This window comes from Nocardia sp. CA-135398, assembly GCF_050955845.1.
Classification (GTDB): Bacteria; Actinomycetota; Actinomycetes; order Mycobacteriales; family Mycobacteriaceae; genus Nocardia.
This window is the reverse complement of the sequence record NZ_CP192084.1, coordinates 1,490,031-1,504,348: the sequence shown is the minus strand read 5'-3', so window position 1 is coordinate 1,504,348 and position 14,318 is coordinate 1,490,031. Positions and strand designations below refer to the sequence as shown.

Here is a 14,318-nt window from a genome sequence, read left to right as displayed (position 1 = left end):
CCGGAAGCGACCGAACCACCTCGTACGCATTCACAACTCGACCTCCGCCCGGCGCGCGAACCGCAACTGCCCGAGCGTCAGCACCAGCAGAATCGCGAAGATCACCCAGGCCAGCGCCGCCGCATAGCCGACCTCGTAGAACCCGAAGGCGTTCTGGAACAACATGATTCCGAGCAAATAGGTTCCGGTCTCCGGTCCACCATTGCTTCCGGTCAACGCATAGGCCTGATCGAAGGCCTGTACCGAGTTGATGATGGTGATGACGAAGACGAACGACAGCGGGCCGCGGATCAACGGCAGCGTCACCGACCAGAACCGCCGCAGTGCCCCCGCCCCGTCGATGCGCGCCGCCTCGTACAGCGTCTCCGGCACGCCCTGCATCGCCGCCAGCAGGATGACCGTCGCGAAGGGCACGCTCTTCCATACGGTCACGATGCTCAGCGAGATCAGCGCCCAATCCGGGTCGGTCAGCCACGGCACCGGATCGATGCCGACCCAGCCGAGCATAATGTTGAGCAGCCCGTCATCGGTGGTGAAGATGAAGCGCCACACCACCGCCATGGCCACGGTCGAGGCGACCAGCGGCAGGAACGCGATGGTCCGAAAGATGCCGATACCGGCCAACTTCCGATTGAGCACGGCGGCAACGGCCAGCCCGATCAGCACCGTCGGTACCAGCGTCAACACGGTGAAAACCGCGGTATTGCGTAATGCGATGAGGAACAACGGATCCGATGCGAACAGCCGCCGATAGTTGGCCGTCCCCACGAACCGCGGCGCACTGAACAAGTCCCACGAGTGCAGGCTCAGATACAACGAGATCGCGAGCGGAAGCAGCAAGAACACCAGCACCGCACCCAGATTCGGTGCCACGAACATCCAGCCCGCCCGCTCACGCCGCCGCGCCAGCCGACCCGGCTCGTGTGGCGCGCGCATTCGGCTACTGATCATGAGGATTCCAGAAGGGTATTGATATCAGCAGTCAGGGACGCACTCACCGACTCGGCGGTTGCGGCACCGCGCAGCACCCGGTTGCCACCGCGCTCCAGTAGCGCGGAAACCTTGCCCCACACCGGAGTAACCGGCAGCGCCCGCGAATTCTCCGGTCCTTCCGTGAACACCCGCAAATTGCGTATCTCGCCATGCGCATCCGCGAATCCAGCCGAGCCCATTGCGGATTTCAGCACCGGCACGAAAAGTCCGGAGGACGCGATTATGGCCTGCCCGACCGGCCCGGTCGCGAATTTGACGAATTCCCAAGCTTGTTCGATGCGCGGACTATCGGCGGCGATCGACAACCCGGTACTCCCCACATCGGTGAACGCCCCCGGCCCGCCATGCGGCCCGACCGGCAACACCGTGACATCGATGGGCAGATCATCCTGCCCGGCGAACTCGGAATACAGCCAATGCCCACCCATCGCCATCGCCGCCCGCCCGCGACGAAACAGATCCGGTGCCGAAACCGACTGCTGGTCGGCAACTTTCGGCGCAACCCCGTGGCGAACCGCGAGATCGGCATAGAACTGGAACCCCTCGGTGAACCGAGGATCATCGAGATCGGTCCTGATCGGATCCACCGACGGCGAGAACCACTCCGCCCCATTGTTCATCCCGAAACACGCCGCCGAGAAATACGGTACCCAGGCGTCGGCGAACCCCCACTGGGTCCGCCCGGATGACTCATGTCGCGTGAGTCGCCTTGTGACATCCAGGAATTCGTCGAAAGACCAGGCGTCCTGCCACCGGGTCGGCGCGGCCACTCCGGCATCGGCGAACAGTCTTCGGTTGTAGTACAGAAACACCCCAGACCACTGTTCCGGCAGCGCATACTGCCCACCGCCGTAGGTGAAGGTGTCGTAGAGCGCCGGATAACTGTCGGCACGCAGCGCGGCGGCGTATTCGGGCTCCCGATCGAGCAGCGTGCGCAGATCCAGCAATACCCCACGCTCGGCGAGTCCGGCATAGAGCAGCTCCCAAGCCATCATGACGTCGGGACATTTGCCGCCCGCGCAGTAGGTGAGCATCTGCTGCAGTGGATCCGGACCGGACATGATGGTGCGGATCCGGATCTGCGGATGTCGCCGCTGGAACTCGTCGATGATCTTCAGCCGGACCCGTGCCTCCTCCGGCCTGGCCTGAAAGAAGAAGGTCAGCGCGTCGTCATCGGATCCGCAGCCGGTGGTGGCGAGCAGCGGCGCGGCCAGCACCGAGCCGAGCAGCGTGCGCCTGCGCAACGAGGCCCTCCTCCAGGCGGGTGTGGAGTTCGGCGGAATCGCATGGCAGCATACGTTCGGCAACACCGAGGTGATGTCCGACACACGAACAAAACTTAACGTTGTCCTAAGCCGATCGGAAACGAGCCCGATCGACATCACCAATCGGATACGTTGTCAGATGTTTGAGCAGGATCCTGCGCGTTTTTCAGGAGAGTAAGCGGATGGCGACAATCGAATATTTGCGGACGGATCCCGATCTGCCGCCCGTCGGGGTGGTCGATCACTCCCCGATCACGCCACGGAAGAAGGCGATCTTCGGGGCGATCGCGGTCGTCGGAGCGATAGCCTGGGCCGTCCTCGCCATCTCGCGCGGTGAGAACGTCAATGCGGTGTGGATCGTGATCGCGGCGGTCTGCACCTATGTCACCGCCTACCAGTTCTACGCGCGGCTGATCGAATACCGGATCACCAAGCCGCGCGACGATGTGGCTACGCCCGCCGAGGAATTGGAGAACGGCAAGGACTACATGCCGATGGACCGGCGGGTGCTGTTCGGGCACCACTTCGCCGCCATCGCGGGCGCGGGTCCACTGGTCGGACCGGTGCTGGCCGCGCAGATGGGTTATCTGCCGGGCACCATCTGGATCATCGTCGGCGTCGTCCTCGCGGGCGCGGTGCAGGACTATCTGGTGCTGTGGGCCTCGTCGAAGCGCCGCGGGCGCAGCCTCGGGCAGATGGCCCGTGACGAACTCGGGCCGATCGGCGGTGTCGCCGCGATCATCGCCGTGCTGGTGATCATGATGATCCTGCTCGCGGTGCTCGGCATCGTGGTCGTGCAGGCGCTGGCCGCGGTCAAGGGCCCGGATGGCGCGCTGCACGGCGGCAGCCCGTGGGGTGTGTTCTCCATCGGCATGACCATCCCGATCGCCCTGTTCATGGGTCTGTACCTGCGCTTTGTGCGGCCGGGTCGGGTCGGTGAGGTATCGATCGTCGGCTTCGCATTGCTGCTGTTGGTCATCATCTCCGGCCGTTGGGTTTCCGAATCCGGTTGGGGCCGTGACCTGTTCACGCTGTCCGGCACCACCATCGCCTGGCTGCTGATCGTCTACGGTTTCATCGCCTCGGTGCTACCGGTGTGGTTGCTGCTCGCACCGCGCGATTACCTGTCGACGTTCATGAAGATCGGCACCATCGGTCTGCTCGCGCTCGGCATCGTGTTCACCATGCCGGTGCTGAAGGCGCCCGCGGTGTCGCAGTTCGCGCACAACAGCAACGGTCCGTCCTTCGCGGGCAGCCTGTTCCCGTTCCTGTTCATCACCATCGCATGTGGCGCGCTGTCCGGATTCCACGCGCTGGTCTCCTCCGGCACCACGCCCAAACTGCTGGAGAAGCAGTCGCATGCGCGGATGATCGGCTACGGCGGCATGCTGATGGAGTCGTTCGTCGCGGTCATGGCGATGATCACCGCGAGCATCATCGACCAGCACCTGTACTTCGCCATGAACGCGGGCGCCGGCCTCACCGGCGGCACCGCCGAGAAGGCCGCCGCTTACACCAATTCCCTTGGGCTGAGCGGTGATCCGATCACCGCGGGTGAGTTGACCCAGACCGCCAAGGATGTCGGCGAGACCAGCATTATTTCGCGCACCGGTGGCGCGCCGACGCTTGCGGTCGGCATGTCCCAGGTGATGTCCGGATTCCTCGGCGGCTCCGGGTTGAAGGCGTTCTGGTACCACTTCGCGATCATGTTCGAGGCGCTGTTCATCCTCACCACCATCGACGCCGGTACCCGTGTCGCGCGCTTCATGCTCTCGGATTCGCTCGGCAATCTCGGTGGTCCGGCGAAGAAGTTCAAGGATCCGTCGTGGCGGCCCGGCGCCTGGCTGTGCTCGGCCATTGTGGTCGCGGCCTGGGGTTCGGTGCTGCTGATGGGTGTCACCGATCCGCTCGGCGGCATCTACACGCTCTACCCGCTGTTCGGCATCTCCAACCAGCTGCTGGCCGCGATCGCGCTCACCGTCGTGCTGACCATTCTGATCAAGAAGGGTCTGGTGAAGTGGGCGTGGATTCCCGCGCTGCCGCTGATCTGGGATCTGATCGTGACGATGACGGCGTCCTGGCAGAAGATCTTCTCCGCGGATCCGAAGATCGGTTACTGGAAGCAGCACGATAACTACAGTGCCGCCCGCGATGCCGGAAAGTTGTTGGCACCGGCCAAGACTGCCGACGACATGGACAAGGTTGTGCGTAATACGTTCATCCAGGGCACCTTGTCGATCATCTTCGCGGTGTTGGTATTGGTCGTCGCGGTCGTCGGTGTGGTCGTGTGCTACCGTGCCTGGCGCGCGGGCGGCGGACCGAGCAGTGAAACGCCGGACGAGCCGTCGAAGATCTTCGCACCGCGTGGTTTCATCGCCACCGCGGAAGAGAAGGCGGTGCAGAAGGAATGGGATGCCCTGATCGAATCGGGGCAGGTCCGGGCGCCCGGCGCCGCACATGCCAAGGGTGCGACGCCGGAAACACCAGTACATTGACCGCAGCAGCTCAGCCGAATGACGGCCGGTCACCTCGACCGGCCGTCATTCGGCGTCTGCGGGTGGCCGCGAGTACCGGTGCGGCAAGGGTTCGCGCCTTCGTTACGTGGTTCAACGCGGTGCTGGGCGGGCAGGATTACCAGCGCTATGTGGACCATCTGCAGCGCAATCACCCCGGTTGCGAGATTCCCTCGGAGCGCGAGTATTGGCGCCGCCGGCATGCGGACGCGGATAGCAATCCACAGAATCGCTGCTGCTGAACCGGCTATCCGATGGTCAACTGAGCTTCGCCGCGCTCGTGATCCAAGAGCCAACGCTTGACCGGCAGCCCCCACCGGAATCCGCCGAGTGCTCCACCGATGCGCAGCACCCGGTGGCACGGCACGAAAAGCGCCGCGGCATTGCGGGCGCAGGCATTGGCGGCGGCTCGGGTGGCATCGGGACGGCCGGAGATGGCGGCGTATTCGGTGTAGGTGACCGGATCGCCCGCCGGGATCTTACGCAGTACTTCCCATGCGTGCATGAGGAATTCGCCGGATTGTTGACGCACCTCGATCGCGTCGATCGCGGTCAATTCGCCGCGATGGTAGGCGGTGATCGCACGCGTCACCTCGCCGAGGTCAGCACGTCGGCGTAACTGGCTCGGCCGCAGTTTCGGGTGGACCAACTGCCGCAAGTTCTCGGCGTCGGCGGTCCAACCGGAAGCGAGCACGGCGCCGTCGGCTTCGACCAGTGCGGTGAACGGGCCGATCGGAGTATCGGAGGTCGCGAAATCGGTTGTCACGCTCAGGTCTTCGCTTTCATCGCGGTTACTTTCGGTGGTGTGGCCTTGCGACCGGCGAGCGCGGCTTTCCACAGGTGCATGGATAGATATGAACGCCACGGCGCCCAGCGCGCGGTATCGGTGAGATCGACGCCGAGGAGAGTGGCGCCTTGGCGGACAACGAGATCGGTGTCGAGCAGGACATCCGGATCGGCCAGCAGTCGCATGGTCACATAATCGGCGGTCCACGGTCCGACACCCTCCAGAGCCAGCAGGTCGCGGCGTAGGTCGCTGGCGGTGCGGCCCTGGTGCAGCACCAGATCGCCGGATGCGAGGGCCGACGCGGCGCCGATAATCGAGCGGGTCCGCCGCGCCGGACCGGTCAAAACCTCGGCCCCGCCTTCGGCGATCGCGGCCGGAGTCGGGAACAGGCGGGCGACCGGTCCGTCGATCGGCTCGCCCAAAGCCTCGACCAGCCGAGCGGTGTGCGTCGCGGCCGCGGATACCGAAATCTGCTGACCGATCATGGTGCGCAGCAACAACTCCGGGCCGTCGAGGGAGCCGGGCACGCGGATGCCGGGAGTGAACGACGGGCGGGCTCGAGTGCGGCGGACGGCCGCGCCGACATTGAAGGGATGGTCGGCTGGTGCCGCACCGGCGTCCGGGAGATCTCGTCCGGACGTCTCGATGACGTCGGTATCGGCGGGCACCACACCGAGCGCCTCATCGATACCGACCGGGTCCGCATCAAGGTCCAGCAGATGCCGCAGTCGCGCGACAGTCGGTGCGAGGTCGCGCATATCGTGCAGGGCCAGTTCGGCGCGCATGTGGTCGCGCTGGAAACTGAGCCGCGTCGTCGCATGTCCGTGCGGGGTGCGCAGGCTCCGGGTGTAGGCGCGGTCCTCCCATAGCTCCATGCCCGGCACGACGTGCGAGGCGAGGAACCACTCGAGCCAGCCGCGGTCCAGTGGCTCGCGAAAAGGCAGCCGCAGCGTGAGCGAGCCATTGGTGGCGGGCACCAAGTGGCTGCCGGAGCGGGTCACCCGCTGCGCCTCGGTGCGCATGGTGGTCGGGCTGACCGCGAAAACCTCGCGGACGGTGTCGTTGAACTGGCGAATGCTGGCGAATCCGGCGGCGAAGGCGATATCGGACATCGGCATATTCGTGGTCTGGATCAGCAGCCGGGCGGTGTGCGCGCGATGCGCCCTGGCCAGTGCCAGCGGACCGGCCCCCAGTTCGGTGCTGAGCACCCGGGTCAGCTGGCGCTGTGAATAGCCGAGCGTGGCGGCCAGTGCGGGCACGCCGCCGCGTTCGATGACGCCGTCGCCGATGAGCCGCATCGCCCGTGCGGCCAGGTCGGCGCGGGTATTCCACAGCGGCGAGCCCGGCGCGGCATCGGGCAGGCAGCGGCGGCAGGCTCGGTATCCGGCCTGCTGCGCGGCGGCGGCGGTCGGCAGGAACGTCACATTGGTCGGTTTCGGGGTAATCGCCGGGCATGAAGGGCGGCAATAGATTCCGGTAGTCCGCACCGCGGTGAAGAACTGGCCGTCGAATCGGGAGTCCCGGGTCGATACTGCCCGATAGCAGCGCTCGAAATCCAAAGCCGTGATCGTCACCCAATCCACAATGGCAGCAACCCGCACCGAACGCTAGCGGAAATCCGCCATAACCCCCATGGCGGGCACGGACGAGCCAGCAGCGGTCCGCACCCGTAAGTCTCCGAATTGTCGAGCAGCACAACGGAATCTCGTCCTGAGCGCTACACCGCGTTCGCGAGATTTGGGCCGGAATATCGAGATATGGGCCGAATTACGAGGACGGGCGGATAGTTGGCGTCGGAGACCGCATCGCGGGCCGGATGTCGGTGTCGGCGGGGACGATCTGCGGATCAGTCGCGTACACGGCACGCTGACCTACCGGTGCGACCGCTGGCAGCTCGACAACACCGGCAGTGCGCCCATCGATTGCCGCAGTCCCGGCTCGTATTCGAAGGTGAGGAGCCGTTCCCGCTCGACACCGGCTACACCCCGATGTTCATTCGCGGATCACACAGCCGGGAGCACCTGCTGGAGGTCTATGTGACCGGCCTCGACGGCGGTCTGCCCGTACCTCGGCACGAGCATCTCACCGAGAAGCCCGGGCCGTGGCCGCTGGATCCGGACGAGAAATTGGCGCTTGTCGCGCTCGGCCAGCCGTACCTGTACCAGGAGCGCTGGCCGCAGCCGTGGACCTGGAAAGAGACAGCCGCACTGCCGCACGCGCTGCGACCGGACGCGGCTGGACCGATCGGCGGGTAGCGGATGTGATCGGGGGTGTCCGGGCGCGACTATCACCTGATCCGTTGCGGCACTTCAGGTCCGGATCGGTGCGCTGCCAGCGTATGGACACCTGATCTGGACCGGTCCGAGCGTGCCGCGATGAACGGCGATCGGCACATATGCTCAGGCGACGGTAGCGCGCAGTTGGGAGCCCGCTCGCCCGCGGATGACGTGCAGGCGGCTCGGAATCCGCTGGCGCATCTCATCGACGTGGCTGACCACGCCGACCACGCGCCCGCCCGCACGGAGTTCGTCCAGGACCCCCATGACCGAGTCGAGTGTATCGGCATCCAGTCCGCCGAAACCCTCGTCTATGAAGATGGTGTCGAGCACCACGCCGCCCGATTCTGCCGCCACGGTATCGGCGAGACCGAGCGCCAATGACAATGCGGCCATGAAGGATTCGCCGCCGGAGAGGGTTTTGGCAGGGCGGACCGCGCCGGTGTAGTCGTCGCGGATATCGAGGCCGAGGCCGCCGCGACGGCCACGCGGGCCCGCCTTGTCGGAGTGCACGAATTCGTAGCGGCCGCCCGACATTCGGCGCAGTCGAACCGAACCCGCCAATGCCACCTCTTCCAGCCGGGCGGCAAGTACATAGGAGCGCAGCGACATTCGACGATTGTTCTCGCCTCGGCCCGCGACGACCTCCGCGAGCGCGGCGAGTTCCTCATGGGCGCGCTGCACCGGGGCGATCCGATCGACCGCGGCCCACAGCTGTCCGCCCAGATCCTCCAGCAGGTTCACCCGACGAGCGGCCTCCGCGTGCGCGGCGACCGCGGCGTTCAGTTGGGTCTGCGCGGCGGCCACGGCGGACTCCAACTCCGCGAGATCGCCGGGCTCGGTCGAGGCGGCCGCTCGGATCTCGGGCTCCGCCAGGACCGCCTCGGCATGCGCGCGAGTTCGATCCGCGGCGACAAGTTCGGCTTCGATCTCACTCTGCCGCTGCGCGGTTCGCGTGGCGGCGGTGACCACTCGGGCGTATGCCGTCAACAGGGCTACGTCGTCGCGCGGTTGCCTGCCATCTTCGGCTGACCTCGAACCGACTGCACCCCTGGTGGTCACCGCATGGTCGATGCGCCTCTGGGTCAATTTGGAGACCGCACCAGCGCCGGCACCGTCGGCGTCGCCAGCGCCAGCATCGTCAGCACCATCGGCATCGCCAGCGCCGTCAGCATCGATGACCGCATTACAACTGGCCGCGTCGCGTAGATCGGCGGCCCGCGAGGCATTCGAACCAGCCGCCCGACCGGGCGTTGCCCCCGGACCGGTCGCGATGGGGTTGTCCGCCTGCTCGATGACGAAACCTGCTGCCAGCGCGAGACTTTCGACCCTATCGGCAATCGCGGTGACCTGCTCGATTGCGGCCGACTCGTCGTTGCGGGCGTCACGGAGGGCGGTGGCGTCGCCGATCAGGGTGTCGAGGCGGGCGCGGCGGCGGTCGATGGTTTCGTCGGCTCCCGCGGCCGTGCGCAGGCGGTCGGTGAGTTCGGTGAGGCGCGCGGTGGCTGCGGCGATGCGGGTGGTGACGGTGCTGCGGCGGGTATCGGATTCGCGGAGTTCGTCGTGCAGGCGCGATTCGTCGGTGCGCAGGCGGGACAGTTCGGCGGTGAGGCTGTCGGAGAGACTGGCGAGTTCGGACGCGTCCTCGTAGCGGTCGGTGGCGGCGCGCAGTGCGGCGGCCAGTTCGACGCGGTCGGCATCGCCACCACGGGCGATCAGCGCATCGATTTCGCGTTCCAGATCGGTGATTCGGGCCAGCACCCGGTCGCGAGCGTCCTCGGCCGCGCGCTCCGCGGCGGTCGCCGCATCCTCGGCGTCCTTCGACACCGCGCTGGCCGCGGCGCGGGCCGGTGCGGGATGGTCGGCCGAGCCGCATACCGTGCACGGCTCACCGTCGGTCAGCTGACCGGCGAGTTCTGCGGCCATTCCGGCCAGCCTGCGCTCACGCAGGTCGAGCACGCGTTCCTTGGCATCGAGGTGCGCGGCGCGGGCCGACTCCAATTCGATCCGCGCGTGGTCGAGAGTTGTTCTGCGACCGGCGAGTTCGACCGCCGCCGTCGCCGCGGCCTGCAGGCGTTCGCATTCGGCGGTCAGGGTGGGCAGTGTGGCCGCGGCCTCGGTGGTTTCGCGCAGCCGGGCCTCGATGGTGGCGATGGATTCGGGCAGCTGCTGACGCATTCGGGTCAGTTTGTCCACGCGGCCGGTGAGGGCGGTGTCCTCCTCGCGCAGCGTGGCCAGTTCGGAGGTGAGCCGGGTCGCGGTGGTCGCGTCGGCGCTCACCTCGTCGAGCGCGCCGATCTGGGCACTCCACCGTCGAATGGCCGCGTCGACATCCGCGTCGGCCACGACGATCGGCGTGCCGTCCGGCCCGCGCTCGACCGTGATCAGCTCATTGCCCGCGACGTCCGCACCAGCGGGTTCGGCGAGCAGGGCGGCCAATCGTGCCGCGATGCGGTGGGTTTCATCCGACTTGCGCCTGGCGTGCATTACCGCGGCGCGAGCCGCATCGATGGCCTCGGCGACCGGCGCGGCACGGCGGGCCGATTCGAGTTCGGCCTGTAGGTCCGCGCGGTGGTCGGCGGTGGCCGCGTATTCGTCGAGCCGCTCACGCGCGGCGGTCATCCGGCGGCGCAGTTCGTGCAGGCGGCGTTGCTCTTCGGCACGAGACCGGATGCGCGCCGATTCCTGTTGGCACCGTTCGGCTTCCGCGGCTGTTTCGGTGAGTGCGGCGCGCGCGGTCGCGAGGAGATCTTGCGACCAACCGACCGCCTCGAGCGGGCCGACGGCTTCGGCCGCCGTCTCCCCCGCCGCCACCGCGACCTGTGCGATCAATCGATCGATGCCCTGCTTGCGCGACTCCACGTCGGCTGCCGAAGCCCGACGCCTATCCGCCAACCACTGCTCGGCACTACCGAAACGCTCTGTGTCGAAAAGCTTTTCGAGCAGCTTCTCGCGCTCCTCGTTCTCCGCGCGCAGGAATCGCGCGAAGTCGCCCTGAGGCAGCAACACGACTTGGAAGAACTGGTCAGCGCTCATCCCGAGCAATCGGATGATCTCGTCACCGATGTCGGTCAGTCGAGCGAGGTTCGCACCGCGCCCGTCCAGCCATTCCAGCGTGGCGGCCGCATTCTCCTTGACCCAGCCGCTTTTGGCCCGCTTACTCGGCCGCAGGAATTCCGGCGAGCGCGTCAACCGCACCCGTCGCCCGCCCAGCGTCGCCTCGAGCACGACCCGCGGTGGCGTCTGCTCGTCGGCGTGGTCGGAATGCAGGCGCTTACTCTCGCCACGCGCGCCGGGCACACTGCCGTACAACGCGAATGCGATCGCATCGAGCACCGTCGTCTTTCCGGCCCCCGTCTGCCCGTGCAGCAGAAACAGCCCATCCGCGCCGAGCGCGTCGAAGTCGACAACCGCGGTCTCGGCGAACGGGCCGAATGCGGTCATCTCCAGTCGGTGCAGCCTCATGCAACGCCCCCGGCAACCGCATTCGCCGCCAACACCTTCCGGCGCGTCGTCGCGAATTGTGCGGTCACCGCACCGCCCTGCGCAGACCCACCACAATGGCCGGTATACGGCTCCGGGGGCCCGACGAGGCGATCGGTGGTAAAGCTCGCAGACCGCACAGTCGCCGCGACGATGGCCGGCGCGGATTCACCGAAGCAAGCCATCGGCTCGAGTGGGTCGTGTGTCGACCGATCGCCGCTCATGCGGACAGTTCTCCGGCAAGCGTGACCGCCGCGGGCACCACCCGGTCGGGTTCGGCGACGGCGGCGGCGAGCGCCCTTTCCAGCCAGGCCATTTCGCCCGGAGTCGGTTCGCCGCGGACGTCGGTGAGAAAGCTCTGTGCTACTTCGGTATCGCGGCGGCCGTGCACGCGCTCACGGTAGCGCAATTCCGGGTTGCCTTCCGGGCGTGACCATTCCACATGCACCGCATGCGGGAAGCGTTCGCGCAGTTTGCGCATGGCGTCGACGGGACGGGCGTAGTCGGTGAGCGTCGCCGAGACGTAGTGCTCCTCCGCCCCGGAATAGGCCGCGTCACTGAGCAATTCGTCGAGTGTCCCGGTGAGACGGCTCAGACCGCGCACGAGCGGGAGATCGCGGCGCTGCACCGAATGCAGGCCGGTGGCGTCCAGATCGACGAGCCATACCGCCTTGCGATGCGAGGTCTCGGCGAAGGAATACGGCAGCGGTGATCCGGAATAGCGGACCGATTCCGAGAGCGTCTGCGGCGAATGCAGATGTCCGAGCGCCACATAGTCGATGCCGTCGAATGCCGACAGCGGCACGGTCTCGACACCGCCGACCGAGATCGAACGCTCGGAACCGGTCGCCTCACCACCGACTACGAAGGCGTGGGCCAGCACCACGGTGCGGGTTCCGGGGCGCTCGGCGATATCGGCCCGTATCCGACTCATTGCCGCGTCCAAGATCTCCGCATGCGAACGTGCTTGCGGCACATCGAGTTCGGCACGAGTGATCTCCGGTTCGAGATACGGGATGCCGTAGCAGGCGATCACGCCGTGCTCATCGGACAACAGCACCGGTTGATCAGCAGCGGCGACCGTCGTGCGCAGATGCAACCCACCCGCCGCCGCGAAACTCGCACCGGCGCCGAGCCGCGTCGGTGAATCGTGGTTGCCGGAGGTCGCGACGATCTGCGCACCGGCCGCGCGGATGGCCTCGAATCCCTGGATACACACCGCGATCGCGTCCGCGCTCGGAATCGATCGGTCGTACACGTCCCCCGGCAGTACGACGACGTCAACGGATTCCGCGGCCACCAATTCGGCAATGGCCGCGAGCGCGGCGGCCTGATCGGCGAGCAGATCGACCCCATGGAATGTGCGCCCGATGTGCCAGTCCGAGGTGTGCAGCATCCGCATGCCGCGAAACCGTAGGCGATAGCACCGACACACTCAACAATTTGGCCGCGCGGGCGCGGCGTGTTCGCGGCCCCCTGGTGTCTCGCGTCCGAGCCGTCGAGACTCGCGCCGTTGTGGTCGCCAATGGCTGGTTGTCCGGCACTTGGTGCACGCGTGCGGGTGGTCGAGTCCCGAGCCTGCAGCACGCGTTTCGACGACTCGGACGCGACGAACGTAAGACTCGGTCCGCAGTGGTCGCCAGTGGCGGGTCGTTCGGCCTGAGCACTCTGTTTGCTGCATGCAAATTGGGGATCATCTGCCTAGTACGAATCCGCGGCTCCTACCTGATTCGGCGACGCGCTGCTGGCCGATTGCTCACGGGTTTCGAACTTGTCGGTGCCATGCGGCACTATCTGCGCTATGACCGCACCGATGCTCGTCGCACTGATGCTGGTGTTCGCCGCCGGGGTGGGGCTCGGCTGGCTCGGGCATGCCGCGCGCGCCGGACAGCGCGCGACGGCCGCGGAGGCAAGACTGGCCGCGGCCACCGATAACGAGCGGCTACTGCGGCAATCGCTCACGGCGGCGAATGAGGATGCGGCACGCCGACATTCGCATGCCATCGGCGCGATGGTCGATCCGCTGCGCGACGCCGTCGGCGCGCTGAACCAGCACATTCAGCAGGTCGAACACCATCGCATCAATGCCTATTCGAGTCTGCGCGAACAGGTCGCGGGGATGCAGCGCACGTCACATCAGCTCACAACCCAGACCAGTCAGCTGGTGGCCGCACTGCGCGCGCCGCAGGTGCGCGGGCGCTGGGGCGAGATCCAGCTGGAGCGGGTGGTGGAACTGGCGGGCATGACCCGGCACTGCGATTTCGACACCCAAGTGAGTCGGGCCGCGCGCAGCGACGGCACGACCGAACGCACCGGCATGGTGCGACCGGACCTCGTGGTCAACCTCGCGGGCGGCAGGCAGATCGTGGTGGACGCGAAGGTGCCGTTCACCGCCTATCTGGATGCCACCATGTCCGACGACCCGGACGAGCGCGCCGAACTGCTCGGCCGCCATGCCAAACATCTGCGTGCCCATATCGATCAACTGGCGGATAAGGCGTATTGGCTGGCCTTCGATCCCGCGCCGGAGTTCGTCGTGCTGTTCGTCCCGGGCGATCCATTCCTCGATGCCGCACTGACCACCGATTCCGGCCTGCTCGAGTACGCATTCGGCCGCAACGTGATCCTCGCTACTCCGACGACTTTGATCGCGTTGCTGCGCACGGTCGCCTTCGGCTGGCGGCAAGAGGCGCTGTCCCGCGATATGGCAACCGTTCAGCAATTGGGTCGGGAGCTCTACAACCGGCTCGGCATGACCGGACGACATCTGGATCGCCTCGGCGCGCAACTCGGCAAGGCCGTAGACGCTTTCAACTACACCGTCGCCTCGGTCGAGTCGCGGGTGATGGTCACCGCACGCAAACTCCACGATCTTGAAATCGCCGAACAGGAAGTACCGGCAATCCACCGGGTCGATTCACTGCCGCGGGCCGTCGGCTTCGCCGACGCCGACGATTAGCCCTGCGACGGCCGTGCCGTAACGCCGCCGAGCGCGGCGGCA

Annotated in this window: 10 protein-coding genes; 4 read left to right on the top strand and 6 right to left on the bottom strand. The window is 66.7% G+C overall.

Translation table 11 applies throughout. The features are described from left to right. Positions 1-30: 30 nt before the first annotated feature. Positions 31-909: a carbohydrate ABC transporter permease gene (locus ACQP1T_RS06695; protein WP_433762013.1), complete on the bottom strand. Its 879-nt coding sequence runs from the start codon at positions 907-909 to the stop codon at positions 31-33. 38 nt (positions 910-947) lie between these two features. Next, on the bottom strand, positions 948-2,237 hold the full coding sequence (locus ACQP1T_RS06690; RefSeq protein WP_433759063.1) for an ABC transporter substrate-binding protein: 1,290 nt from the start codon (positions 2,235-2,237) through the stop codon (positions 948-950). A 203-nt stretch (positions 2,238-2,440) separates the two neighbouring features. Here ACQP1T_RS06690 and ACQP1T_RS06685 point away from each other — a divergent pair, with 203 nt between their 5' ends. Further along, positions 2,441-4,753, top strand: coding sequence for a carbon starvation CstA family protein (locus ACQP1T_RS06685; RefSeq protein ID WP_433759062.1), 2,313 nt, complete (start codon positions 2,441-2,443; stop codon positions 4,751-4,753). After that, complete coding sequence (locus ACQP1T_RS06680; RefSeq protein ID WP_433759061.1) at positions 4,666-5,013, top strand: YbdD/YjiX family protein; 348 nt, start codon at positions 4,666-4,668, stop codon at positions 5,011-5,013. The genes ACQP1T_RS06685 and ACQP1T_RS06680 overlap by 88 nt, the downstream gene beginning before the upstream one ends. A gap of 5 nt (positions 5,014-5,018) precedes the next feature. On the opposite strand, the gene ACQP1T_RS06675 is transcribed toward ACQP1T_RS06680, so the two are convergent. Together ACQP1T_RS06675 and ACQP1T_RS06670 are read right to left on the bottom strand one after the other, a co-directional pair. Then, on the bottom strand, positions 5,019-5,537 hold the full coding sequence (locus ACQP1T_RS06675; RefSeq protein ID WP_433759060.1) for a methylated-DNA--[protein]-cysteine S-methyltransferase: 519 nt from the start codon (positions 5,535-5,537) through the stop codon (positions 5,019-5,021). Between the two features lie 2 nt (positions 5,538-5,539). Beyond that, complete coding sequence (locus tag ACQP1T_RS06670) at positions 5,540-7,141, bottom strand: DNA-3-methyladenine glycosylase 2 family protein (RefSeq protein ID WP_433762012.1); 1,602 nt, start codon at positions 7,139-7,141, stop codon at positions 5,540-5,542. A gap of 339 nt (positions 7,142-7,480) precedes the next feature. On the opposite strand from ACQP1T_RS06670, the gene ACQP1T_RS06665 reads away from it, so the two are divergent. After that, positions 7,481-7,813 carry a hypothetical protein gene (locus ACQP1T_RS06665; RefSeq protein ID WP_433759059.1) on the top strand — a complete coding sequence of 111 codons (333 nt, stop codon included), beginning with the start codon at positions 7,481-7,483 and terminating at the stop codon, positions 7,811-7,813. 144 nt (positions 7,814-7,957) lie between these two features. Here the strand turns inward: ACQP1T_RS06665 and ACQP1T_RS06660 are convergent, their stop codons facing one another. Beyond that, the gene (locus ACQP1T_RS06660; RefSeq protein WP_433759058.1) at positions 7,958-11,299 is read right to left on the bottom strand and encodes an AAA family ATPase; all 3,342 of its coding nucleotides are present in this window, start codon (positions 11,297-11,299) and stop codon (positions 7,958-7,960) included. Between the two features lie 238 nt (positions 11,300-11,537). After that, a complete protein-coding gene (locus tag ACQP1T_RS06655) occupies positions 11,538-12,719 on the bottom strand; it encodes an exonuclease SbcCD subunit D (RefSeq protein ID WP_433759057.1) in 1,182 nt (393 codons plus the stop codon). A gap of 399 nt (positions 12,720-13,118) precedes the next feature. Between ACQP1T_RS06655 and ACQP1T_RS06650 the strand changes: the two genes are divergently transcribed. Further along, positions 13,119-14,276, top strand: coding sequence for a DNA recombination protein RmuC (locus tag ACQP1T_RS06650; protein ID WP_433759056.1), 1,158 nt, complete (start codon positions 13,119-13,121; stop codon positions 14,274-14,276). The last annotated feature ends 42 nt before the right edge of the window (positions 14,277-14,318 follow it).

Coding starts and splice junctions, on each gene's coding strand:
- ACQP1T_RS06685 (WP_433759062.1), top strand. CDS start 2,441: ATGGCGACAATCGAATATTTGCGGACGGATCCCGATCTGCCGCCCGTC.
- ACQP1T_RS06680 (WP_433759061.1), top strand. CDS start 4,666: ATGGGATGCCCTGATCGAATCGGGGCAGGTCCGGGCGCCCGGCGCCGC.
- ACQP1T_RS06660 (WP_433759058.1), bottom strand. CDS start 11,299: ATGAGGCTGCACCGACTGGAGATGACCGCATTCGGCCCGTTCGCCGAG.
- ACQP1T_RS06655 (WP_433759057.1), bottom strand. CDS start 12,719: ATGCGGATGCTGCACACCTCGGACTGGCACATCGGGCGCACATTCCAT.
- ACQP1T_RS06650 (WP_433759056.1), top strand. CDS start 13,119: ATGACCGCACCGATGCTCGTCGCACTGATGCTGGTGTTCGCCGCCGGG.